Raw genomic sequence first — 23,555 nt, 5'->3', positions numbered from 1 at the left:
CGCCTGTCCGGCCACCGGGCGATGTCCCCGACGGTGGATTCCGCGGGGTTCGGTCAACGAGCGTCGAGCCTAATGACTCCACGCCCACGTTGTGACCAAACGGCGGTGACCAACGGCTGTGACCACAACGGTGATCAGCGCCCCGGGTCGGGCACCGTCACCTCCGGCTCCCACCAGCGAGAGCCGTCCGCCGCTGCCAGCACTTCGAACGCCCCCGACGTGTCGATCTCCGCGGTGGACAGCCAGGGAATGAGAACCGCCCTGACCTCCAGCGGCGACTGGGCCCTGCGGTAGGCGGCTGCGGTGTCGAATTCGGCGATCAGCACGAGCCGGCCGGCGTCTTCGGTGGACCGGCCCCACCGCAGCCATCGGGTGTCCGGTTGCTGCGCGAGCAGACGCACGGGGCCGGCGCCGTCGGCGAGCGCGCGCTCGGCGTCGGCGGCTTCGACCGCGAAATGGGCGATCAGCAGGAACACCGGGACCTCCGCTCGCGGGCCGGGGCTCGGCCGGTCACCAGTCTGCCGGTCGTCGGGGTGACGCTCATCCGGTGGTCACCGTCAGCGTGGAGCCCTGCGGGGTCCGGCTGACCCGGACCTGGCTCGGGATGCGTTGGCGCAGCTCGTCGACATGCGAGACCACCCCCACCACCCGGCCACCTGCCCGCAGTTCGTCCAGCGTGCCCATCACCAGATCCAGCGTGTCGGGATCCAGACTGCCGAAACCCTCGTCCACGAACAGGGTGTCGAGCACCCGGCCGCCGGATTCCGCCGCCACGACGTCGGCCAGCCCGAGGGCGAGGGCGAGGGACGCCAGGAAGGATTCCCCGCCCGACAGTGTCTTCGCCGGCCGCACCAGCCCGGACCACCCGTCCAGGATGTCCAAACCGAGGCCCCCGGCCTTGCCCCGCGCCTCCCGCTCGGTCGAGTGCACGAACGTGTAGCGGCCGGCCGACATCCGGTCCAGCCGCTGACCGGCGGCGGCGGCGACCTCGCGCAGCCGTTCGGCCAGGACGTAGGTGCGCAGCGACATACCGAGCGCGTTCTGCCCGCGACCCAGCATCACGTCGGTGAGCGCTGCGATCTCCGCCTCGGCCGACCTGATCGGTTCCCGCTCCCGGGTCGCCGCGAGCAGCCGGCGGGACGCTGCAGCCACCTGATCGCGTCGGGCCGTGGCCGTGTGCGCGGCCGCGACCGCTCGTTCGGCGTGTTCGGCTGCCGCTCGTGCGGACTCCTCGATGCCCGCGACGTCGACGTGCTGGTCCTCCGACAGACCGGCCAGCACCGGATCGCGCAACTGGTCGGCGACCGATGCGTACTCGTCGTCGGCGGCGCGCACCCTGCGACCGAGCTCGGCGACGTCCACCTCGGCGGCGGCCAGGGCGTCGGCCACCGAGGCGAATCCGGCGGCGCCGACCGCGGCATCCACCGCGCGATCGGCCGCGGCCGCCCCGGCGCGTGCGCCGGCCATCTGGTTGACCGCCGCCACCACCGCATCGCAGGCCGCGGCACGGTCGAGCAGGAAAAGCCGCCGCGCCTGCACCGACTCGTGACCGGCCCGCGCCTTCAGCAGCCGAGCGGCGCGCCGCTCGGTTCGCTGGGCCAGCATGCTGATCTCCTTCAAGCCCCCCGCGAGCGTCGTCGCGAGGTCCTCGCGCCGAAGGCCGTGCTCGAACTGCGCCTTGGTGGCGGCGTCGCGCAGCCCGAGCAGCGGGTCGAGGTTGCGCGCGATGGCAGCGAGCCGCTCTTGGGCCGCGGCGCGGTCGGCCAATTCCGTCTCCGCGGTGACCACGTCCCTACCGGCGGCCAGTCGCATCGCCGTCATCAGTTCCGCGTCCAGTGCCCATCTGTGCTGCGCGGTCCGCTCGCGCTCGGCGGCGGCCCTGGCTTCGGCCTTCTCAGCGGCCCGCACCTGCTCCGAGGTCACCGCGGGGGCGGCGACATGGGCCGGGTCCGGGTGGTCGCACGACCCGCAGACCGCGCACGGGCTGCCCGCGACGAGCGCGCCGGCGAGTTCGGCAGCCATCCCGGCGATCCTGGTCTGGACGAGGCCCTGTCGGGCGTCGACCGCCTGCTGGTGCCGGTCGGTCGCAGCATTCGCCGTGGCGAGCGCGGCCGCCGCGCGCTCCTGCAGCACCGGGACGGTCCGCGCGGCGTCCCGCACACGCTCGGCCGCGGCGAGTTGCTCGGCGGCGGCCGGCAGCAGGTCACGGGCGGACCGCGCGGCTGTCACCCGCTTGTCGAGTTCGGCGATCCGACCCGGCAGACCGGCCAACCGCTGCTCGACGTCGACCGCGGCCACCTCGTCGCCGTGGTGACGCCCCCGGGCCCGGGCCAGCGCGACCAGATCCCGGTCCTGTTCGGCGGCTTCCGCGATCAGTTCCTTCAACGTGCCCGCGAGTTCCCGATCTGCGGCCGCGGCGGCGTGCACGGTGACCGGATCGTCGGCGAGCAGGCCGAACTCCAGCCGGTCGGGATCACCAACCGTCGACGAGAGGTCGCCGAGCGCACGGTGCGCAGTCGCGCATTCCCGTTCGGCGGCGGCCAGCCCGGCGCGGGCCGACGCGGCCGCCGTCACCGCGCTCACCACCGGAGGGGTTCGCGTTGACCGCTGGATCAGCTCGCGCTCACGGTCGACGGCCGGCCGGCAGCGTTCGAGTTCGCGCCAACGGTGTCGAAGGCGCCGCAGCCGGGTGATCCGCTCTTCGAGCGCCCTTGCTGCGTCGAGTTCAGCGGCGGCCCGGGTGCGTCGTTCCCGGGCGACGACGGCGGCTTCGACCGCGAGGTCCGCGACGTCGGCGAGCCGGTCGCGAACGAGGGCCAGCCACGGGGCGTCCTCATCGCCGCCGCCTTCGGACCCGGCAGATTCGGCCACCCTGGCGCGATGCTGCCGGACCTCTTCGTCCCGGTCCCGCAGCCGCACGCCGGCCTCACGCCGCTCGGCGGCGAACCACTCCTCGATGCGACCGAAACGACCGGTGTCGAAGAGCCGCTCGAGCAGGGTGGCGCGCTCAGCCGTGTCGGCGCGCAGGAATCGCGCGAACTCCCCCTGCGGCAGCAGCACCACCTGGAAGAACTGGTCGGCCGACATGCCCAGCAGGTCGATGACGGCGTCGCCCACCTCGTCCGCGCGGGTCAGCCCTTCGGCGGGCCGGCCCGCCGGTCCCGCACCGATCCAGCGCAGCGTCACCTTGCCCCGCTGGATCGTCGTACCCGTTCCCCGCGACTTGGGACGTTCGTACTCCGGCCGGCGGATGATCTCGAGCCGGAAGCCGCCGATCGTGGCCTCCAGCCGGACCTCGGTCACGACGTCCGGCGCCGACCGGTCGCAGCGCAGACGCTTGGCCTCGTTGCGGGCGCCGGGCACCCGGCCGAACAACGCGAACGCAACGGCGTCGAGCAGCGTCGTCTTCCCGGCGCCGGTGTCACCCTGGATGAGGAACAGCCCGTCCGCACCCAGCGCATCCAAGTCGACCTTCTGGGTGCCCGCGAACGGACCGAAGGCACTGAGCTCGAGCCGGTGCAACCTCATCGCGCGCGCTCCACCAGGCGCTCCGCCGCGAGAGCCTGCTGCAGCAGCAGACGCTCGCCGCCGGACGGCGCACTCCCCCGCGCGGTGGTCACGAAATCGGTCACCAGAACCGCGTCCGCTCGGTGTCCCGTCGGCGGCCGCCGCGTGCCGTCGGCGCTCCCGCCGGTCGGCTCGGGCAGCCACTGGGTCACCATGACGTGCGGGAAACGCTCCCGCAGCCGGCGCATCGGCTCGAGCGGTCGGACCGGGTCGGTCAACTCGACGGACAGATAGTGGTCGACGAGATCGGCGTGCCCGTCAAGGATGTCGGCCAGTCGACCCCGTACGGTGGCCAGTCCGCGAATCACCGGCAGCTCGAGTCGACGGACATCGACGGCGCCGTCGGCACCGAGATCGACCAGCCAGACGCACTTGTGGTGGCCGGCCTCGGTGAACGCGTAGGGCAGCGGCGAACCCGAGTAGCGAATCCGCTCAGTGACCTGTTGTGCCCCATGCAGATGGCCGAGGGCGACATAGTCGAACCCCTCGAACAGCTCGGCGCTCACCGACTCGACACCACCGACGGCAATGGACCGCTCGGACCCGCCCGCAACGGCGCCGGTGACGAACGCGTGCGCCAGCACGATCGAGCGGGTACCCGCCGGGCGCCGGGCGAGGTCCGCCCGCACCTCGCCGAGAGCCGCCGCCAGCACATGCTGGTGGCCTGCCGGTGACGGCAATTCCCACAGACCGCGGGCGAGATCCGGTTCCAGGTAAGGGACCGGGTAGACGGCGACCGGACCGTGGCCGTCATCGAGTTCGACCGGAGCGCCCACCGCGGACGCCGCCGTCCGCAGGTGCAGGCCGCCGGAGGCGAGGAAATCGGCGAAAGCACCGAGCCTGGGCGCGGAATCGTGGTTGCCGGAAATGGCGACGATCGTGCTGCCGGCCCGCCGGATCCGCGCCAGGATGCGGGTTGCGCACTGCACCGCTTCCGGCGAGGGCACCGCCCTGTCGTAGATGTCGCCGGAGATGAGCACGACATCCACGCCGTGCTCGGCAACCAGGTCAGCGACGGCCCCCAGCACAGCTTCCTGGTCGGCCAGCAGGCTCTGGCCGTGGAAGGTCCGACCGAGGTGCCAATCGGAGGTGTGCAGCAGGCGCATTGGGTCACGGTAGGAGCGAGGTCCGACAGTCCCCGGGATCAACGCGCGGAACGGGCTCAGGGATCGGTGATCCCGGCGATCCGGTAGCCCGCGGGGGTCCGGTCGAGCAGCACGATCCGTTCCTGCTGCTCCCGCGCCGGCGTCATCCCGACCTGGCTCCCGGACCCGTCCACGATCGGCCGCGACGGCAGCCGGTCCTGCACCGCAAGGCGAACCGAGCCCGGCTCGCCGGGCGGTGCGGGACCGACCGGCGTCACGCTGCTGATCTCGTGCAGCCCGGCGGACACGTGCCAGCCCTGGTGCGCCAGCTCCGCAATCAGCGCGGCGTCGGCCGCTGCGGCGGCGGACCCGTCCAGATAGACGTCCGCCAACAGGGCCGGGTCGGCAACTTCCAGTGCACGCCCGCGCGCGGCATCGAGGTCGGCGACGATCTGCGGCCAGTCGGGTGCCGCGTCCGGGTTCTCGCCACCGTTCGACCAAACCGCCGCCTGGATGACGAAGACAACCACCAGAAGAGATGCCAGGACTGCGATCCCGGCCCGCGCGAGCCGCGTGGGCCCGGAACGGGGTGGACCGGGTGAGGCTGCGTCCGGAGGTTTCGGGGAAGGGGGTCGGGTCGCGCGGATGGCGGCAGGCACCGTCGGCACTGCGCCGAGCCACCGGTCGGCAGACCCGGCGGCCGGGGCGGGCCTTGCGCCGAAGCTGATCGGAGCGGGGCGGCCGACAGCCGAGAGCCGTTGCGCCGCATCGGCAGCGCTGGGCCGTTGATCCGGGGACCGGCTGAGCATGGCCCGGATGAGATCGAGCAGAGCCGCCGGAGCCGCTCCGTCCGGTGGGTCCGGCCACACCCCGGCCGCCGACTGGATCAGCACATCCGCGGGGTCGTCAGCCGGCCAGGCGGACCTGCCGGTCAGGCAGAACAGGGCAACCGAGCCCAGCGAGAAGACGTCGGCCGCAGGGCCAGGAGGGTCCCGCTGCAATCGCTCGCCGCGCACCACCTCGGGCGCGACATCCCTGCTGTCCGAAAGCATTCCGTGCTGGTTCCGGGCCGCGATCCTGGCGACCGCCGGAGCGCCCAATTGTGGACGCCCGTCGTCGTCGAACCAGATCGACCCCGCGCCGACGCCGCCGTGCCGGATCTGGTGACCGTGCACGGTCGCCAGTGCAGATGCGACCGGGATCAGCACGGTCAGCGTCTCGGCGGCGGTCAGCGGACCGTGCCGCACCAGCAGCTCCAACAGCCGCCCGCCACGCGGCCAGGATGAGACAACCGCCACATGTTCCGCGTCGGACACGACATCATCGACGGGCAGCAGATGCGGATGACAGATCTCGGTCAGCGCTTCGACATCAGCGGAAACGGCCGCGGCTTCATCGGCCGGCAGTACCAACAGCAGCACGCTCTCGCCGGTGCCCTCGTCCTCGCCACGCCAAAGAACCGATCCTGCGGCGCGATGCCCGCGGCCGGGACGCTCCACCGCTGCGTACGGACCGATGCGAAGCGTCATGGGCGCGACCCTAGGACGATCGGACACCTGCCCGACCGGGTTGTCCACAGGGGCGGACCGGCGGCGTACGGTCGTGCCATGCGCGACCAGAACGTTCCGCTGCTCTTCGAGCGCGCGGGAATGGTGGATTACCTGACGGCGTGGGAACGGCAGCGCCAGTTGGCGACGGCCAGGTCGGAGGACTCGGGCCCGGACACCGTTCTGCTGCTCGAACATCCCGCCGTGTACACGGCGGGCAAGCGCACCCAGCCGGAGGACCGGCCGACCGACGGCACGCCGGTGGTAGAGGTCGATCGGGGCGGCCGGATCACCTGGCACGGACCGGGCCAGCTCGTCGGGTATCCGATCGTCAAGCTCGCCGCGCCGGTCGACGTCGTCGGCTACGTCAGGCTCCTCGAGCAGGTGCTGATCGCCGTGTGCGCCGATCTCGGGCTGGACGCCGGTCGGGTCGCCGGCCGCAGCGGTGTCTGGCTGCCGGCCGGCGGTGGCCGGCCGGAACGCAAGGTCGCCGCGATCGGCGTCCGGATCGCCCGCGGGGTCGCGATGCACGGATTTGCACTGAACTGCGACCCGGACCTTGCCGCGTTCGACCGGATCGTGCCGTGCGGGATCACCGACGCCGGCGTGACCTCATTGACCGTCGAGCTGGGCAGGCACATCACGGTGGCCGACGCGCTGGACCCGGTGACCCATTGGCTCGTAGAGGGATTGGCCGGGCGGCTGCCGGTGAGCGTCGCAGCCGCGCGCGAGCAGCAGATCGCCCCCACCCCGGGCGTCGACTGGCACCTGCACCCGGCGCTGGCCGGTCCCGGCTGACCCCTCCAGCGGGTCACGGGTGAGGATGGAACAATGACCCGTTCGATGTCGGTGTGGCCGTGACCGTAGCGGGGAACCGGCATACCGGACGCCCGTGTTTTGCGGGCAAACGTCCTGAGTTTCAGGCGAATGATGAGGAGCTATTGATGAGCACGTCGACGGATCACCGCACCACCGCACACGACCTCGCCGTCCGGGCGACAGAGATCGCCGAGAAGGTCGTGGACAGGCTCAGCGATGCCACCAGTGAGGCAGCCACCAAGGCGTCGGTGCTGGCCGGAGAGGCCGCGCACGCCGCGACCCCGTACGTCACCAAGGCCAGCGAATCGGTCGAGGAATCGGCGAAGGCGCTGAGCCGACGCGCGCGCAAGGCCGCCAACAAGGCCTCGATCCGTGCCACCAAGGCCGCCAAGTCGGCCGAGAAGTCCGCCTCCAAGCGCGCGCATTCGCTCGCCGGCACAGCGACCGAGAAGGCCGCCGCGCTCGCCGGCGCTGCCAGTGAGAAGGCGCATGTCTCGGTGACCCAGGGCATCGCCGCAGCCGCGGCCTCCGCCGCCGGTGCGGCACACAAGGCCAGCAAGGTCGCGGACAAGGCCTCCAAGAGCGCGGCCGCCACGGCAGCGAAAACGGAGAAGAAGGGCCACCCCATACGGCGGCTGCTGATCGTCATCGTGGTCGCGGCCGGCGGTGCCTACGCCTTCAAGAAGCTGCGCGGCGGTGGCACCCCGATCCCGGACAACCACCCGGCCCCGACCTACGCGCCGCCGACCAAGCCGGGCGCCGACGCGGCGGACAAGGCGGCCGACAAGCTCGCCGACGCCAAGGACAAGGCCGGCGACGCCGTCGACACCCTGAAGGACAAGGCATCCGACGCCGTCGACGCGGCGAAGGAGGCGGCGGACAAGGCGAAGGACAAGGCCGCCGACGCCCTCGATTCCGCCAAGGACGCGCTGGACACCGCCAAGGACAAGGCCGGCGACGCCGTCGATTCCGCCAAGAAGGCCGCCGGCAGCGCGAAGAGCACCTCGTCCGACGGCGTCGGATCGGCGACGGTCATCGTGACCGACGACGCCGATGACGCCAAGGACAAGCTCGACGCCGCCACCGGCAGCGCCGAGAAGGCCGGAGAGAACGCCAAGGACGCCGCCGACAACGGCATGCATGCTTCTGCGGAGGCCGTCGAGGCCGCCAAGAAGAGGTTGGGTGGTGCCTCGTGACCCTGGCCCCCGAAGGTCGCAAACTGCTTCGGCTCGAGGTCCGCAACGCCGCGGTCCCCATCGAGAAGAAGCCGGAATGGATCAAGACGAAGCTGCGGACCGGCCCGGAGTTCCAGAAACTGCAGTCACTGGTCAAGTCCGAGGGCCTGCACACCGTGTGCCAGGAAGCGGGCTGCCCCAACATCTACGAATGCTGGGAAGACCGCGAGGCGACGTTCCTGATCGGTGGCGACCAGTGCACCAGGCGCTGCGATTTCTGCCTGATCGACACCGGCAAGCCCGGTGAACTCGATCGGGACGAGCCGCGGCGGGTCGCCGAGTCCATCCGGGCGATGGACCTGAAGTACGCCACGATCACCGGCGTCACCAGGGACGACCTGCCCGACGAGGGTGCGTGGCTGTACGCCGAGACGGTCCGGCAGGTGCACGCGGCTGCTCCGAACACCGGTGTCGAGATCCTGACGCCGGACTTCTCCGGTAAGCCGGAACTCCTCGGTCAGGTCTTCGACGCCGCCCCCGAGGTGTTCGCGCACAACCTGGAGACGGTGCCGCGGATCTTCCGGCGGATCAGGCCGGCCTTCACCTACGAGAAGTCGCTGGACGTTCTCGCGCAGGGCAGGGCCGCGGGGATGGTCACCAAGTCGAACCTCATCCTGGGGATGGGCGAGACGCGGGCCGAGATCAGCCAGGCGCTGGTGGACATGCACAGCGCCGGGTGCGACCTGGTCACCATCACCCAGTACCTGCGGCCGACGCCGCGGCACCATCCGATCGAGCGCTGGGTCAAGCCTCAGGAGTTCGTCGAGCTGGCGGACGAGGCACGCAGCATCGGCTTCGCCGGCGTGATGTCGGGTCCGTTGGTGCGGTCCTCCTACCGCGCCGGGACGCTGTACCGGCAGGGCGCCGAGGCGCGCGATGCCCGGCTCGGCCGGACAGTGCCAGCAGCGGGCTGACCCGCCGCGGCGAGCGGTCCACGACCTGCCCCGCCCCGACAGCGTGGCACCCGCTCGGGTGCCCGTCGGGACGGGGCATCGTCGTGTCTGGACCTGACATGTCCGCGGGTCCGCCCGCGGCCGCTGGGGGCACTATCCTGAACGACATGGCCAAGACTGCCGCCAACGCTGGCGCCTCCTCCAAAGCTGCCGACAAGGAAGCCAAGAAGGCGACCCGCGCGGCGAAGAAGGTCGCCGCCAAGGAGCGCCGCAGCCAGATCTGGCAGGCGTTCCAGATGCAGCGCAAGCAGGACAAGCGCCTGCTGCCCTACATGATCGGCGCCCTGATCGGTACGGCGGCGATCATCACGCTGATCTTCATGTGGTTCGTCCCGTGGTGGATGGTGCTCCCGATCGGCATCCTGTTCGGCGCACTGGTCGCCATGATCATCTTCTCCCGGCGGGTGCAGAGCAGCGTCTACAAGCAGGCCGAGGGCACCCCGGGAGCGGCGGCCTGGTCGCTGCAGAACAACCTGCGCGGCAAGTGGCGGATCACCCCGGCGATCGCGGGCACCTCGCACATGGACGCCGTGCACCGGGTCGTCGGCCGGCCGGGCATCGTGCTGGTGGGCGAGGGCACGCCGCACCGGGTCAAGCCGCTGCTGGCCCAGGAAAAGAAGAAGATCGCCCGGGTGGTCGGCGAGACCCCGATCTACGACGTCGTCGTCGGCAACGAAGAGGGCCAGGTCCCGCTGCGCAAGCTGAACCAGTACCTGATGAAGCTGCCGCGGAACATCTCCGCCAACGCCGTGGTCGAGTTGGACAACCGGTTGACGGCGCTGTCCGCCCGCACCGCACAGGCCGGGCTGCCGAAGGGCCCGATGCCGGCCGGCGTCAAGCAGCGCAACGTCCAGCGCGCCATGCGGCGCCGCTGACCGGCGATAGCGCAATTGGCTCAGCGGTAGCGCAGCACGACCGTCCGGCACAGCCTGTCGTGCAGGCCGCGGCCGTCCGAGTTCTGCAGCAGCGGCGGCACGATCAGGAAGATCAGCGCAGTCCGCGGCACCGCCCACAACCCCACGAAGTCCCCACCGCTCATCGGCACCACCCGGATGCCGACGATCGCCTGCCCCGGCGTGATGCCGAACAGGGCCACCGTCACCACCGTCATCACCGCCCAGATCAGCAGGCTGGTGTTCCGGGGCGGTTCCGGTGCCGTGAACGCCCACGCCGCCACCGCCGACAGTGCGATGTCGATGCCGAACGCACCGGCCCGCCGACCGAACGACGCCACCGAACCGACACCGGAACTCGGCAGCCCGAGTCCCTGCCCTCGATAGAACTGCTCGGCCGGACCGCCCGTTGTGACCATGTCCCCAGCGTAGAGATCGTCCGCGCCGGCACGGGTGGGCGTCATGGTCGTCACGTTCGGGTGAACAGCTCCCCGAACGCCGATCTGTCGTACCTTCGTCGGCGCAGCCGATTAACCGGCGTGAAACAACAGCGAGACGGCCGGGCAACACACTCTGCCTAGCGTGGCCGGGGCGTGTTGAGGCACCTTGATGCCCGCGGATCACCCGGGCGGCCGAATATGCGCCGACCGCTGTACCGTCCCTGCCACCAACGGTTGTCCCCCGACCACCTCAAGGAGCGCGTGCGTGTTCTCCACTCCAGAAGAGCTTGTTGCCTACATCGCCGAGAACGATGTCGAAGTCTTCGACATCCGATTCTGCGATCTGCTGGGCGTCATGAACCACCTCACCGTGCCGGCGTCCAGCGTCTCGGTCGACTCGTTGGCCGGCGGCATGGCCTTCGACGGCTCGTCGATCAAGGGCTTCCAGTCGATCCACGAGTCGGACATGACCCTGCTCCCGGACGTGACGACGGCGCGGGTCGATCCCTTCCGCCAGCGCAAGACGCTGACCTGCAACTTCTTCGTGCACGACCCGCTGACGCTGCAGCCGTACTCCCGCGATCCGCGCAACGTCGCCCGCAAGGCCGAGGAATACCTCGCCAGCACCGGCATCGCCGACACCTGTTACTTCGGTGCAGAGGCCGAGTTCTACATCTTCGACAACGTCCAGTTCGAGACCGGCATGACCGGATCGTTCTACAAGGTGGACAGCGAAGAGGGCTGGTGGAACACCGGCCGCGACGAGCAGCCCAACCTCGGCTACAAGGTGAGGACCAAGGGCGGCTACTTCCCCGTCCCGCCGTACGACCACCACGCCGATCTTCGCGAGGACATGACCGCGAACCTGATCAGCATGGGCTTCGACATCGAGCGCGGCCACCACGAGGTCGGCGGCGGACAGGCCGAGATCAACTACAAGTTCAACACTCTCCTCGCCTCGGCCGACGAGGTGATGCTGTTCAAATACATCATCAAGAACACCGCATGGGCCCAGGGCAAGACCGTCACCTTCATGCCGAAGCCGCTGTTCGGTGACAACGGTTCCGGCATGCACGCGCACCAGTCGCTGTGGTCGGGCGGCAAGCCGCTGTTCTACGACGAGGCCGGCTACGGCGGCCTGTCCGACACCGCGCGCTACTACATCGGCGGACTGCTGCACCATGCGCCGTCGCTGCTCGCCTTCACCAACCCGACCATCAACTCCTATCACCGCCTGGTGCCCGGGTACGAGGCTCCGGTCAACCTCGTCTACTCGGCCCGCAACCGCTCCGCCTGCATCCGCATCCCGCTGACCGGCACCAACGCCAAGGCGAAGCGGCTCGAGTTCCGTTGCCCCGACCCGTCGGCGAACCCTTACCTGGCGTTCGCGGCGATGATGATGGCCGGCCTGGACGGCATCAAGAACAAGATCGAGCCGCCCGCTCCGGTCGACAAGGACCTCTACGAGCTGCCGCCGGACGAGGCCGCCAACATCCCGCAGGTGCCCGGCTCGCTCGCCGCGGTCATCGACCGGCTCGAGCAGGATCACGACTACCTCCTCGAGGGTGGCGTGTTCACGCCCGACCTGATCGACATGTGGATCAAGCTGAAGCGCGACGAGATCGACGCCATCAGGCTCCGCCCGCACCCCTACGAATTCGACCTGTACTACGACATCTGATCCACCGGTCGCGGCCGTCCACGCTGCACCGCACGATTTCCCGCAGGCCCCCGGCACAGCGCCGGGGGCCTGCGTGCGTCCGGTCGCAGGTCGGCGATGATGCTCCAGACCCTCATCGGAGAGAGCAGGCCCGCCATGCCCGTGTTCGCCGTTCACTACCGCTACGCCGACGACCCGGACGCGCTGGCCGAGCACCGGCCCGCCCATCGACAGTTCCTGCGCGACCTGCTCGAGCAGGACGTCGTGCTGGCCGCCGGCGCCTACCCCGATGGCCCGCCGGGAGCGCTGCTGGTGTTCCGGGCGGAGACCGAGGAGGACGTCGCTCGTCATCTGCGGTCCGATCCATTTCTCGCCCAGGGTCTGATCGCCGGCACGGAGATCCGCCGGTGGACCCAGGCGATGGGGCCGTGGGCGGACTGATGCGCTGGCATCCGCGTTCTCTTTGATCAGCGACGTATCACCGGGGTAAATGTCCGCTCTGGGGTTGTAATCTGTTTCAGCCTCTCTCGGCGGTGGCACCTTGGTGATCGGACCCGACATGGCCGTTCCGCGCGCGTCCCGGTTGATCCTCACCCCGTTCCGGACCACCTGAGCGGGCCGCCGGTGAGTGCTTCCATCGTCCTGACCGAGAAGCTGCGGCGCCCGGAACCGGTGGGCCTGCCCCGGCGGCGGCTGGAAGCGCGCCTGCTCGACAGTGCGGAGAGTCGGCTCGACCTGGTGGTCGCGCCGCCCGGCTCGGGCAAGACGACGCTGCTCGCCAGGGTGGCCGCCGCGGCGGCGACGCTCGGTCCGGTGGCCTGGTACCGGGTGACGGCCGACGACGGCGCCGAGACGGCGCTGGTGGCGCATCTGGCCCGCGCGCTGCGGGACACAGCGGGGATCGACGCCGCCGACGCCTCGATGAGCGCGCTGCTCGAATCTCTCGAGAACTGGCCGGCCGGCCGGGCCTTCCTGATTCTCGACGACCTGCACGAGATCGCCGGCTCGTCGGCCGAGCGGGCGTTGGAGCAGTTCATCCTGCTCCGGCCGCAGGCACTGCGGGTGCTGGCCGGGTCGCGCCGGCAGCCCGAGATCAACATCCCTCGGCTGCGGGTATCCGGCGCGCTGCAGGAGGTGTCGAGCGACGACCTGCGGTTCCGCTCCTGGGAGGTCGAGGAGTTGTTCATCTCGATCTTTCGCGAACCGCTGTCACCGGAATCGGCCGCCGCGCTGACCCGCCGGACCGGTGGCTGGGCCGCCGGCCTGCAGTTGTTCCACCTGGCGACGTCGGGACGCAGCGCGCTCGACCGGAAGCGGGCCGTCGACGACCTCGGCGGCCGGTCCAAGCTCGTGCGTTCCTACCTCGCCCGGAACGTGCTCGCCGAGTTGCCGGAGGACCGCCGGCTGTTCCTGCTGCGCACCTGCACGCTCGGCTCGCTGACCGGCGCCCTGTGCGATCGGCTGCTCGAGACCACCGGCAGCCACAGGGTTCTCGATGAACTGGAACAGCAGCAGCTGTTCACCTCGTCGGATGACGACGGTGAGACCTTCCGGTACCACCAGGTGTTGCGCTCGCATCTGGAGTGGGCACTGGTCGAGGAATTGGGCGCCGCCGGCGCCCGGCAGTGGTACGCGCGCAGCGCGGCCGTCCTCGAGGAGATCGGTGATCAGCGGGGTGCCGTGCGCGCATACGCCCGGGCCGAGGACTGGGGCGCGGTCGCGCGGATCATCCAGACCAGGGGGCACGGCCCGCACGACGCGACGGCCGGGGCCAACCTGCTGCTGCCGCCCGCCGTCGTCGAGAACGACCCGTGGCTGTCCTTCGCCGAGGCCCGCCGCCGGGTGCGCGACGGGGCACTGGAATCGGCGATCCAGGCGTTCCGGCAGGCCGAGAATCTTCTGGACGAACCGGATTTCCGGGAGAACTGCCGCCGCGAGCGAACCATCGCCGAACTCTGGACGGCGGGGCCGGACGCGCGCCGGGACCGGGTCGACATCTCGCATTGGTCCGTGCCGTTGCGGATGGCGACCAGGCAGGGCCGATCCGCGCGCGACGGCGCCGGCTGGAATCCGACGTTGCGCGCCGAGTCACAGCGGACCGGGGCGCTCCAGACCGATGCAGCAGGAACCGGGCAGCAACTGGCCACCGGCACCGCCGCGCTGCTACACGGCGATTTCTCGCGCGCGAGGGCCGCGCTCGCCGTCAGCCACGACCCGGACGCGGACGGCTCGCACCGGCTGCTCGCCCAGCTGGCCGGGGTGCTGCTCGACCTGCTCACCGCCGCCTGCGACGACCCCGCGGGCAGGCTCGGTCAGATCTGCCTCGAGGCGGAGGTCACCGGCCTGCCCTGGGTCGCTCGGCTGGCCAGGGGTTTCGCCGAGGCGGTGCTGGTCGCTCAGGGGTCGCCGCCGTGGCGATCGACGGCCTGCGCGGATCTGATCGAGGAATGTGACCGGGCCGGCGACGAGTGGGGGGCCGCACTGCTCAGCCTGGCGGCCGCCTGCGCCGTGCAGCTGGCCGGTCAGGTCGGTGGCCCACCGGCCGGCCCAGAAGGCTTCGCCGACACCGCCCGCCGGTTCCGGCTCCTGGACGCGGCGGTGCCGGCCGTCTGGGCCGAGGCGCTGCAGGCCTGTGTGCAGGCCCGGGACGCAGCCCCCGACGCCGCAGAGGTCGCGCAGCGCGCAGCCGGGAATGCACGGGCGATCCACCTCGACGCGGCGCAGGCACTTGCCCAGGCGGCGCTCGCGGTCGCCACGGGGGCCGGCAACGCTGCCCTGTCAACAGCGCTGACCCGGGCCGTCGCCGTCGCGGGTCTGTTCCTGCAACGGCCGGACGTGACGGACGAGCCGGACGAGCCGAACCGGCCAGACGTGCCGACGAGCCAGGGCAGCCCGACGCTGAGCGTGCGCTGCTTCGGCGGTTTCGCGATCGAGGTCGACAGCGTCGCGGTGGAGCTGACGGCACTGCGCCCGCGGGCGCGCACGCTGTTGCGGCTGCTCGCCATGAACGCCGGGCGTGATGTGCACCGCGAGTTGCTGGTGGACGCCCTCTGGCCCGGGGTCGACGTCGTCATCGGGACCCGCCGGCTGCAGGTTGCCGTATCGAGCGTTCGCCAGCTCCTGGAGTCGGCGGGCCTGTCCGGTTCCGAGGTGCTCGTCCGGCACGGCGACGCCTACCGGTTGGCGCCGCCGCCGGGCAGCGTCATCGACGTGCTGGATTTCGAAAACGGACTACGGGCGCCGGCGTCCGATATCGATTCCCGTGCAACGGCTCTCGCGTTGTACAAGGGCGATCTGCTGCCCGAGGAGGGGCCCGCCGAGTACGTGGTGGTGGAGCGGGATCGACTCAGGCTGATGGCGGCCGCGGCCGCCACCACGCTCGCGCGGGAAAGCCGAGCGCTCGGCCGGGACCGGCAGGCCCTGGACGCGGCCCGGCTCTCCGTGCAGTTGGACCGCTACCAGGATCTGGGCTGGCAACTGCTGATCGAACTCCATGAGACCTCCGGGGACAGCACCGCCGCGTCCCTTGCCCGGCGGGAGCACGCCCGGGCGCAGGCGGAGCTGGGTGTCCCCACGGCCTGACGCTCCAGTTCTTCGCTCAGCCCTGCGCCGCTCGCCTGCGCAGATCCGTGCGGTCGACGCCGAGGCCAGTCAGCAGCGTCGCTGCGGGATCGGGTTCGTCGCGTTCCAGCAGCGCGATCAGCAGGTGCCGGCTGGTGATCCGCCGGGACTTCTCCGTCGTCGCCAGGGTGAGGGCGCGCGGTATCACCGCCCGCGCGCCGGAGGTGAACGGTGCATGCCGCGGGCGGCGGGGGGACCGAGCCGGGGTGAAGTCTCCGACGTCGACCCCGACGGCCGCCAGCGCCTGCTGATCGAGCGCCGCGGACTCGGCACGTGCGCGTTGCACATCGACGCCGACCAGGGCCGACATCTCGGGGTCGTGCAGCAAACCCAACAGCAGGTGATCGGTGCCGATGCGCCGGTCTCCCCGGTACTCCGCCTCCTGCACGCTGGAGGTGACCGCACTGCGGGCGGCAGCCGCGAATCGCTCGAACATGACCTGACCTACTTTCCGTACTTGGCGTGGACCGATTGGCGGGAGACGCCGAGCGCGTCCCCGATCTGTTCCCAGGACCAGCCCTGCTCGCGGGCGAGGCGGACGTGGGTGGCCTCGACCTGCTCGGCGAGACGGTGCAGGGCGCCGACCGCGCGCAGGCCGGTCGCGGGGTCCGTCGACCGCAGCCGGCGTCCGAGTTCGTCGTTGTCCATGCCGTCAGTCTGGACTGACAACACAAGGTTTGTCAATCCAGACTGACGGATTTCTAGATGGGGCCAGCTACCCGCGGGTGCTGCCCCGGGCGGCGCGGACGTCCCAGTTGATCTCCATGACACCGGAGTCGAACACCGGCGCGCCGGCCGCCTGGGTGGCGACCGCGGCCTGGCCGCAGACCACATCGACAGCGGTGTTCAGCGGCCACTTGTTGCTCAGGTCGTGGCCCTTGACCTTGGTGAACGTCAGCGGCGCCGTCCTGGCGTCGATCAACTCGTGCAGGGCGCGGATGATGTCCAGGTTCGAGACCGTCTTGCGCTGGCTGTTCACGTAGTTGTTGCGCTGCCAGCCGGGTTTCCAGGTGGTGGCGCAGCCGATGGCATAGGACGAGTCGCACTGGATCTCGAGTGCGTCATCCGGGTGGTCCGCGAGGGCGAGCACGACGGCCTGCAGTTCGCCGATCTGGTTCGTGCCGGACGGCGAACTGCCGTACGCCCAGGCGCCGTCGCTGCGGACATAGGCCCAGCCGGTCGCTCCCCCGGGGTTGCGCAGGCAGGAGCCGTCGGTGGCGAGCAGGACCGCGGGCCGGGGTTGGTGCACGGCCGGGGCCGGTTCGTCGACGTCGAAGAGTCCGGGTCCGTCCCACGGTGCTGTTGCCACGGTTCGCTCACGCATCCCGACAGCCTGCCTCATCGGTCAGCCGACGCCGCGCACCTCCACCCGGTGTGGCACGTGCGCCGGTTTGACCATGGCGATCAGTGCCTCCAGCCGCCGCACGTCGAACGCCTCGGGATCGTCGACGGCGATCCGTACCAGCAACTCCGCGCGCTCGGAACCGGGGAGCGCCGCGCCGGCCGTCTCCGACCAGGCGGCGCCGCCGGATTCGACGATCTCCGGTTCGGCATCGAGGAGGGCGCCGACCGCGGCCCGCACTCCCCGCACGGTCCCGCGCCACTGCAGCAACTCGACGCCGGCCTGGACCAACTCACGCTGCCGCTCGGCGCTCTGGTGGCCGTCGAGCACAATCCCCATCCAGCCGGCGAGCCAGCCGAGCATGTCGTCCGGCGCCGTGGACGGGTCCAGGTAGGCGGGCAACGAGTCCAGGGTGGCGATCACCGGGGCGAGCACGTCGTCAAAGCTCTGGCACAGCCGCTGCGCGAACGCGTCCTCGCGGAACAGGGCGGGCAGCGACTCCCCCAGCGGATGCGGGGATGCGAGGCCCGGGAGCAAACCTCTCATTGCCGGACCCTCACCTGGTGCTCGTAGGAGAACACCAGCGCGGTCGGCGGCAGCGGCAGCCGTTGCACCGCCGCACCCCGCCGGCCGGTCGCCGGGTCGGCCGGGAAGAGTTGGACGCTGACCTCCTCGGCCATGTCCACCCCGGGGATCCGGGCCAGGGCGGCGTTCACCTCGTGGGCCTGGACGGACCGGCCGAGCGGCCAGCCGTTGCCTTCCGGGCCGCCGAGCAACGGGTCGAAGAGCCGGTAGACGGCGGCCAGCACCTCTTTGCGGACGTCCTCGCCGCGGTAGCGGGCGCGGGCCCGCACGCTGATCACCGCGGTGATCCACTGGTACTCCGGTGGCTCGATCACCATCCGGGTGCCGACCAGCCTGCGCTCGTCGAGGTAGGCGCTGATCCGGCTGAGCGATTCCGGCAGCGGCTGCAGGTCCTCCCGCCGGATCCGGCCGACCTCGTCGCCGGCGACGGCCGGCACCACGAGCACCCGCACTCCCCCGGCGTCAGCACCTATGCAGTGCACCCGGGCGATCTCCGGCGCGACCTGCTTGGTCAGCTCGACGAAATCCTCTGCGGTGACGGCTCTCCCGCGGGATCGCAACACCAGCGGGCCACGCAGCTTGGCGTCCTCGATGTCCTCCGCGCGAGCCCCGCCGACGGCCGGGGTGCGGTTCTCCACCCTCGCCACGTACGGCACGCTGGTCTTGAGCACCCTGATCTGCCCGGTGGCGACGTTGCCGCTCACCCCGCCGCCGGTCCGGTAGACCACGAGCCGCAGGTGGGCCCCTTTGGGCGGCACCGCGCCGTACTGGCGCAGGGTCCCGTCACCCTGCCGAACGGCCGGGCCGAACTGCACCTCACCGGCGAAGGCGTCGATGTGGAAACAGGCGTCGGCCGAACCTGATTCGGCGAAGTGCTCCACCGCCATCCAGTCGGTGACCCCGGTGTCGTCGATGACCTGCAGCACACTGCGTTCCTCCCACGGCACCACCGGCCGGCGCTGCAGCAGGAACCGCTGGGCCGGGGTCCCGTCGGACACCCCGATGTCCTCGTTGCGGATCACCTGGGCGTGCACCATCCGGGCGGTGCCGCCGATGGTGAACGCCGACAGCGACCGGATGCGGGGGGACGCCGTGTACGTGGGTTGGCCCTCTTCGGGTGTCAGCAGCCGGCAGCGCACCCAACCCGCCCGGTTCCGCGCGAGGATGGAGGTCTCGTGCCGCTCCGGCAGGTGCAGCACCACGTCGCCGGCCTTGTTCATGCCGCCGGTGTCGTCCCGGTCGACGTCACAGGTCGCCCATCCCGAACCTGTCCAGGCCTCCCAGATCAGCGGCGGCCAGTCCGGCCGCACACCGACACCCCTGACGTGGCAGTCCATCCTGATGACGACGGCGCAGGCCGGCACGGCATTGGACAGGCCGATCAGTAGGGCGTCGCCGGGTTGCGGCGAACTCTGGAAGCACTCGAATTCGCCGCCGGAACGCAGGGCGACGCTGTGGTCGACGGCCTCGCCGCCGGCCGGCATGGCCCCCGCCCTGGCGAACGAACAGGGCACGATGTCGAGGTCCTTGATGGTGGAGAAGACCACCGGATCCTCGACGTCGGTTCGGGGGGTGGCCACCTCGGTCTCGGCGCGGACCAGCACCGTCTGCGGCTGCGGCGCCGACAACCAGAAGGTGACCCTGCCCCTGGCCGCGGCCGGCGGCCGCAATTCGACGCCGATCAATTCCAGGAACTTGATGTAATTGCGCTCCGGGACCCGGTTCAGGCGGTAGATCAGTTGATCCACCATCTGCGCGAACGCCTCGATCAGCGTCACACCCGGATCGGAGACGTTGTGGTCCGTCCATTCCGGACAGCGTTGCTGCACAAGCCTTTTCGCGTCATCCACGAGGTCTTGGAAGTGCCGGTCGTCGAGGTTCGGGGCGGGCAGCACCATGATCAACGGTTCCGTTCTGCGGCGGCGAGCTGACGGGGGGCGGCGGCCGGGAGGGACGCCGGGGTCCGGGCCGCGGTGATGGCGGCAGCCGAGTCGGGCTCCTCCGGGATGACGTAGAACGGGAAGACGAGATTGCGCGGATCGTTCACACCGGTGATGCGGTAGTGGACGTCGATGTAGAGCGTGCCGGCGGCCGCCCGGTCGAAACTCACCAGGACGTCGAGCAGATCGATCCTGGGCTCCCATTGCTCCAGGGCGGACCGCACGTCGTGCGCGATGGCGCCCGCGGTGGTGGCGTTGATCGGCGCGAAGACGTGGTCGTGGACCCGGCAGCCGAACTCCGGGCGCATCGGGCGCTCCCCCGGCGCGGTGGCCAGGATCAGCCGGATCGCCTCCTCGATCTCCCGTTCTCTCACCACCAGCGCGATCCCGCCGGTGGCGTCGGTGCTGAGCGGGAACGCCCACCCGGCGCCGACGAAGTCACTGCCCGCCATGGTCATCCGCCGATCATCACGGTGGGCGCGCCGAGGACGATCGGTGCGCCGCACAGGGCGAGGTCTCCGAGCCGGGCGGCGGGCAGGCCGCCGATCAGCACCGTCGGGCAGCCCGGCGGCGCGATGGCGGTCGGTGGGTGGACGGCGGGAGGCGGGAACGAGCAGATGTGCGGTGTGCCGACGGTCGCCGCGGGCATGCCAGCGATGAGCACGGTGGGCACGCCCGGCGGGCCGATCACCCCGGGATGGCCGGTCGGGTCACCGACCCTTGCTGCTGGTGGCATCACACACCTCTTTCCGCACGGCTCTTTTCGCACGATTCTTTTCGCACGGTGCTGGTCATCAGTTGATCTTCACCAGGCTGCCTTGGACGGTGAGCACACCGCTGGCCTTGACCTCGGTGGTGGCGCTGCCCTCGAGCTTGGCCGTCGTGCCCTTGAGGGACAGGGCGCCGTTGGTCAGCACGCTGACCGCACCGCTGCCGCCGTCGACCTTCACCCCGTTCGTGGCGGAGATGGACACCTCGCCGCCCTTGAGTTCGAGCTTGGAGGACGCCGAGTCGATCACGATGCCGCCCTTGCCCTCGACCAGGACCTGCCCGTCGCTGTGCACGGTGATCATGGTCGCAACGGAATCCATGGTCAGCCTGAGCTTGTCGCCGGTGGTGGACAGGGTGATCCCTTCCGTCCGGCCGTCCTCGTCGACGAGGTCGATCCGGTGGCCGCGCCGGGACACCATGGACCGCCGGTTCACCGCGCCGGAGCTGCCGTCGATCAGCCCCGGAACGCCGGCCGGTGGCGTGTCGACGCCGTTGTAGAGGCCGCCGAGAACGTACGGGCGGCGGATGTCGCCCTGCTCGAACAGCACGAGCACCTCGTCGCCGACCTCGGGCAGCACCATCGCGCCGCGGTCCTTGCCCGCGCCGGGTTGCACCGTGCGCGCCCAGTCGCTGACGTAGGTGTCCGACAGCCACGGAAACGTCAGCTTGACCCTGGCCTGCTGCTCCGGATCGTTGACGTCGGTGACCTGTGCGACGACGGGTCCCTGCCCCGACCGCGCCGCACCGCTGCCGCCCGACGCCAACCCGTAGAGGCTGCGCTCCTGCCGGCCGGTCACCGAGAAGGCGGTGGTGTAACCGGTGACCGGGTCGTAGCGGTGGTGCGAGGTGGTCACGGTGTACTTGCCGTCGAACGGCGCGCCGACGTTGTCGACGGCGATCGCGGTTCCGGCCCGGAGCTTCGGGTTGCCGCGGGACACCCCCTCGAACTCGGCGAAGGCGCCGGCGATCTGTTCTGCGATGGCGGCCGCGGCGACGTCCACCTCGGCCTGGGTGCGGTAGGCGACGTCGCTGGCGACGTAGACGGGCGAGCCGAAGGTGCCGGCGATCTGCGCCGGGTTGACGGTCGGCAGGACCGCGCTGGTGGTGGCTGCGGGCGACGACGCGATCAGCGCCTTCTTCTGCGCGAGATCCCAGCCCCTGGCCTGCACCTCGGTGACCTGCTCGGCGGCGGTGATCAGCGACCGGAAACGCAGCAGGTCACCACCGAGCCGGAGCACCAGCGGGTTCTGCGCGGCGCCCTGGCCGCCCTGCGGTGCGGTGTCGGCCTTCTGCGGTGTGCGGAAGTCGAAAGCGCCCTTCTTGACGGTGATCTCGTAGCCGATCTCGCGGGAAATGGACTCCAGGAACTCCCAGTCGGTGACGCCGGCCTGGGACAGATGATCAAAGACGGTGCTGGTCGATTCGATGGTGCCGACCTTCAGCCCGGCGCGCTGGGCGACCTTGGTGGCGACGTCGGACGCGGTGCTCTGGGTGTAGCTCTCGGTCCGGCGGCCGCGGAACAGCCGGTGCGCCTGGTCGTAGCCGCGGATGACGGTGTACGTCCCGGTGCTGTCGAACTCGGCCTCCAGCGCGGTGACGTCGCCCTCGATCAGCGGCTCGGGACTGACGCTGGCGTCGCTGGCCACCGAGATCTTGACTGTGGAACCTATCTTCGCGCCGGACTTGGTCAGCACGATGCGGTCGGTGTCGCGGAAGCGCAGCACGAAGGTGTCGGGGAGCCGGAGGCTGTCGTCGACGAAGGCGGAGACCAGCAGCGCCTTCGCGTCGGCGGCAAGGGGGGCACCGTCGACCTCGACGACGAAACCGGAACTGGTGGGCGCCATGTCAGTTGGCCGTCCCGGTCAGCTCGGCGGCGCTGGGCAGCATCAGGACGCTGCCCAGCGGGACCCGCATCGGGTCGTCGATGCCGTTGAACGCGGCCAGTTGCCGCCAGAGGGTGGGGTCGCCGTATTCGCCGTACGCGACGGAGGCCAGGCTGTCGCCGACCACGACCCTGTGGATGCTGCGGGCGGCGATCGCACCGGAGGTCGGATTCTGCTTGCCCTTCTCGCCGGGCATCTCCTGCAGCGAAACCGTGCAGATCGCCCGGATCGGGGTGCCGTCCGCGGTGAACAGCGTGTACTTCGCGCTGACCGAGGTGACATACGCGGGGAAGCTGGTGATCTTGCCCCAGGTGAAGACGACGAGCGGCGGCACCGGCTTGTCGTTGGCGTGGGTCTTGTCCGTCGCGACGCAGCACGAGAACAGCTTGTCCACCGCCTCGACGACGCTGCCGTCGTGCTTCGCCGTGGCATCGAAGAACATCTCCAGCGTGAGCTTGCCGGGCTCGGGGCCGGTGAACTGCGGCGGGGACGCCTTTTTCGCTCCGGTCGACGGCTTGCTCTCCCACTTCGCCGTCTTGGCGATGGTGACTTCCTTGGGGTTGAACTGGAAGTCGATGGTGCCGATCGCCCCATCGAGTTTGCGGCCGCCCTGGGTGGGCGACGAGTCGTACATCTTGAGCGACGCACGCTGGACCTGCGGCCGGCTGCTGTCGCCGGACGGCGAGGGCGGCGACAACGCGCCGCCGCCGACCCCCTGCACCGGGGAGGTCATGCCGAACCACCGGGCGGCAGGATGCCGTGATGCGCCACCTCGAGGGTCTCGGTGGCGACCTTCGGTGAGTCGAAGTTCAGGCTGGGACCGGTCCAGCGCACGGGGATGACGCCGAACAGCGACCATTCCGCGACCACCCGGTCGTCCATCGTCATCGCCGAGATGACCATGGTGGTGGGCTTGACGCCGTTGATCATCCCGGCGAACCAGCTGGTCAGCTTGGCGCTGTCCGCACCGATCGGCCGGGTCAGCTTGACGTTCGAGAACTTCATCCTGGTCGGCAGTTGCCACACCATCGAGTTGTTGCCGCCCTCTTCCCGCTGTTCGAGGACGATCTCGCAACCGAGGCCCTCACAGCTGTTGAAGATTCCCAGCGAGTCCTTGTCGATGCTGACCTTGAAACAGACGCTGACGGCGGGATCCTGCGTGTCCAACGGATCTCCCCTTCTTGTGGTGGGCTGGCGGGCTCGGGTCGTTCGCT

Annotated in this window: 22 protein-coding genes; 7 read left to right on the top strand and 15 right to left on the bottom strand. The window is 70.6% G+C overall.

Annotated elements, in window-relative coordinates; all coding sequences use genetic code 11:
* Positions 1-134 precede the first annotated feature (134 nt).
* The 4 genes from ACVBEQ_RS17210 to ACVBEQ_RS17195 form a co-directional block, all read right to left on the bottom strand.
* Positions 135-476, bottom strand: coding sequence for an antibiotic biosynthesis monooxygenase (locus tag ACVBEQ_RS17210; protein WP_447154535.1), 342 nt, complete (start codon positions 474-476; stop codon positions 135-137).
* A gap of 64 nt (positions 477-540) precedes the next feature.
* The gene (locus ACVBEQ_RS17205; RefSeq protein ID WP_447154534.1) at positions 541-3,528 is read right to left on the bottom strand and encodes an AAA family ATPase; all 2,988 of its coding nucleotides are present in this window, start codon (positions 3,526-3,528) and stop codon (positions 541-543) included.
* Entirely contained in the window at positions 3,525-4,673 is a 1,149-nt protein-coding gene (locus tag ACVBEQ_RS17200; protein WP_447154533.1) for an exonuclease SbcCD subunit D, read from the bottom strand. Before ACVBEQ_RS17200 ends, ACVBEQ_RS17205 begins: the two co-directional genes overlap by 4 nt.
* A 56-nt stretch (positions 4,674-4,729) precedes the next feature.
* A complete protein-coding gene (locus tag ACVBEQ_RS17195) occupies positions 4,730-6,181 on the bottom strand; it encodes a serine/threonine protein kinase (protein WP_447154532.1) in 1,452 nt (483 codons plus the stop codon).
* A gap of 78 nt (positions 6,182-6,259) precedes the next feature.
* On the opposite strand from ACVBEQ_RS17195, the gene lipB reads away from it, so the two are divergent.
* From lipB to ACVBEQ_RS17175, 4 genes are all read left to right on the top strand, one after another.
* Entirely contained in the window at positions 6,260-6,997 is a 738-nt protein-coding gene (gene lipB, locus ACVBEQ_RS17190; RefSeq protein WP_447154531.1) for a lipoyl(octanoyl) transferase LipB, read from the top strand.
* 146 nt (positions 6,998-7,143) lie between these two features.
* Positions 7,144-8,214, top strand: a complete 1,071-nt coding sequence (locus ACVBEQ_RS17185) for a hypothetical protein (protein WP_447154530.1) — start codon at positions 7,144-7,146, stop codon at positions 8,212-8,214.
* Positions 8,211-9,167: a lipoyl synthase gene (gene lipA / locus ACVBEQ_RS17180; RefSeq protein ID WP_447154529.1), complete on the top strand. Its 957-nt coding sequence runs from the start codon at positions 8,211-8,213 to the stop codon at positions 9,165-9,167. The genes ACVBEQ_RS17185 and lipA overlap by 4 nt, the downstream gene beginning before the upstream one ends.
* Before the next feature lie 146 nt (positions 9,168-9,313).
* Entirely contained in the window at positions 9,314-10,081 is a 768-nt protein-coding gene (locus ACVBEQ_RS17175; protein ID WP_447154528.1) for a DUF4191 domain-containing protein, read from the top strand.
* Positions 10,082-10,101: 20 nt separating this feature from the next.
* Here the strand turns inward: ACVBEQ_RS17175 and ACVBEQ_RS17170 are convergent, their stop codons facing one another.
* Positions 10,102-10,563 (bottom strand): RDD family protein, encoded by a 462-nt coding sequence (locus ACVBEQ_RS17170; RefSeq protein WP_447154527.1) that lies wholly within the window; start codon positions 10,561-10,563, stop codon positions 10,102-10,104.
* 241 nt (positions 10,564-10,804) lie between these two features.
* On the opposite strand from ACVBEQ_RS17170, the gene glnA reads away from it, so the two are divergent.
* The 3 genes from glnA (at position 10,805) to ACVBEQ_RS17155 (ending at position 15,781) form a co-directional block, all read left to right on the top strand.
* Positions 10,805-12,220 (top strand): type I glutamate--ammonia ligase, encoded by a 1,416-nt coding sequence (glnA, locus tag ACVBEQ_RS17165; protein ID WP_447154526.1) that lies wholly within the window; start codon positions 10,805-10,807, stop codon positions 12,218-12,220.
* Between the two features lie 99 nt (positions 12,221-12,319).
* Positions 12,320-12,640 (top strand): YciI family protein, encoded by a 321-nt coding sequence (locus ACVBEQ_RS17160; RefSeq protein ID WP_447154525.1) that lies wholly within the window; start codon positions 12,320-12,322, stop codon positions 12,638-12,640.
* A gap of 183 nt (positions 12,641-12,823) precedes the next feature.
* On the top strand, positions 12,824-15,781 hold the full coding sequence (locus ACVBEQ_RS17155; RefSeq protein WP_447154524.1) for a winged helix-turn-helix domain-containing protein: 2,958 nt from the start codon (positions 12,824-12,826) through the stop codon (positions 15,779-15,781).
* Positions 15,782-15,797: 16 nt separating this feature from the next.
* Here ACVBEQ_RS17155 and ACVBEQ_RS17150 read toward each other — a convergent pair whose 3' ends face one another.
* The 10 genes from ACVBEQ_RS17150 to ACVBEQ_RS17105 all read right to left on the bottom strand — a co-directional run bounded on the left by ACVBEQ_RS17150 (position 15,798) and on the right by ACVBEQ_RS17105 (position 23,508).
* The gene (locus ACVBEQ_RS17150; RefSeq protein WP_447154523.1) at positions 15,798-16,256 is read right to left on the bottom strand and encodes a Clp protease N-terminal domain-containing protein; all 459 of its coding nucleotides are present in this window, start codon (positions 16,254-16,256) and stop codon (positions 15,798-15,800) included.
* An 8-nt stretch (positions 16,257-16,264) separates the two neighbouring features.
* A complete protein-coding gene (locus tag ACVBEQ_RS17145; RefSeq protein ID WP_447154522.1) occupies positions 16,265-16,468 on the bottom strand; it encodes a helix-turn-helix domain-containing protein in 204 nt (67 codons plus the stop codon).
* A 67-nt stretch (positions 16,469-16,535) separates the two neighbouring features.
* Positions 16,536-17,144, bottom strand: coding sequence for an RNase H family protein (locus ACVBEQ_RS17140; RefSeq protein WP_447154521.1), 609 nt, complete (start codon positions 17,142-17,144; stop codon positions 16,536-16,538).
* Between the two features lie 21 nt (positions 17,145-17,165).
* Positions 17,166-17,708 carry a phage tail protein gene (locus ACVBEQ_RS17135; RefSeq protein ID WP_447154520.1) on the bottom strand — a complete coding sequence of 181 codons (543 nt, stop codon included), beginning with the start codon at positions 17,706-17,708 and terminating at the stop codon, positions 17,166-17,168.
* Positions 17,705-19,645: a putative baseplate assembly protein gene (locus ACVBEQ_RS17130; protein ID WP_447154519.1), complete on the bottom strand. Its 1,941-nt coding sequence runs from the start codon at positions 19,643-19,645 to the stop codon at positions 17,705-17,707. The genes ACVBEQ_RS17135 and ACVBEQ_RS17130 overlap by 4 nt, the downstream gene beginning before the upstream one ends.
* Positions 19,646-19,647: 2 nt before the next feature.
* A complete protein-coding gene (locus ACVBEQ_RS17125) occupies positions 19,648-20,139 on the bottom strand; it encodes a GPW/gp25 family protein (protein ID WP_447154615.1) in 492 nt (163 codons plus the stop codon).
* A gap of 2 nt (positions 20,140-20,141) precedes the next feature.
* A complete protein-coding gene (locus ACVBEQ_RS17120; protein WP_447154518.1) occupies positions 20,142-20,423 on the bottom strand; it encodes a PAAR domain-containing protein in 282 nt (93 codons plus the stop codon).
* Positions 20,424-20,481: 58 nt separating this feature from the next.
* Positions 20,482-22,302 carry a VgrG-related protein gene (locus tag ACVBEQ_RS17115; RefSeq protein WP_447154517.1) on the bottom strand — a complete coding sequence of 607 codons (1,821 nt, stop codon included), beginning with the start codon at positions 22,300-22,302 and terminating at the stop codon, positions 20,482-20,484.
* A gap of 1 nt (position 22,303) precedes the next feature.
* Positions 22,304-23,074, bottom strand: coding sequence for a CIS tube protein (locus ACVBEQ_RS17110; RefSeq protein WP_447154516.1), 771 nt, complete (start codon positions 23,072-23,074; stop codon positions 22,304-22,306).
* On the bottom strand, positions 23,071-23,508 hold the full coding sequence (locus ACVBEQ_RS17105) for a phage tail protein (RefSeq protein WP_447154515.1): 438 nt from the start codon (positions 23,506-23,508) through the stop codon (positions 23,071-23,073). The genes ACVBEQ_RS17110 and ACVBEQ_RS17105 overlap by 4 nt, the downstream gene beginning before the upstream one ends.
* Between the last annotated feature and the right edge of the window lie 47 nt (positions 23,509-23,555).

It is taken from the genome of Nakamurella sp. GG22, assembly GCF_052976845.2.
Note: the sequence above shows the minus strand (reverse complement) of the source record. Positions and strands in the feature narration are given on the sequence as shown.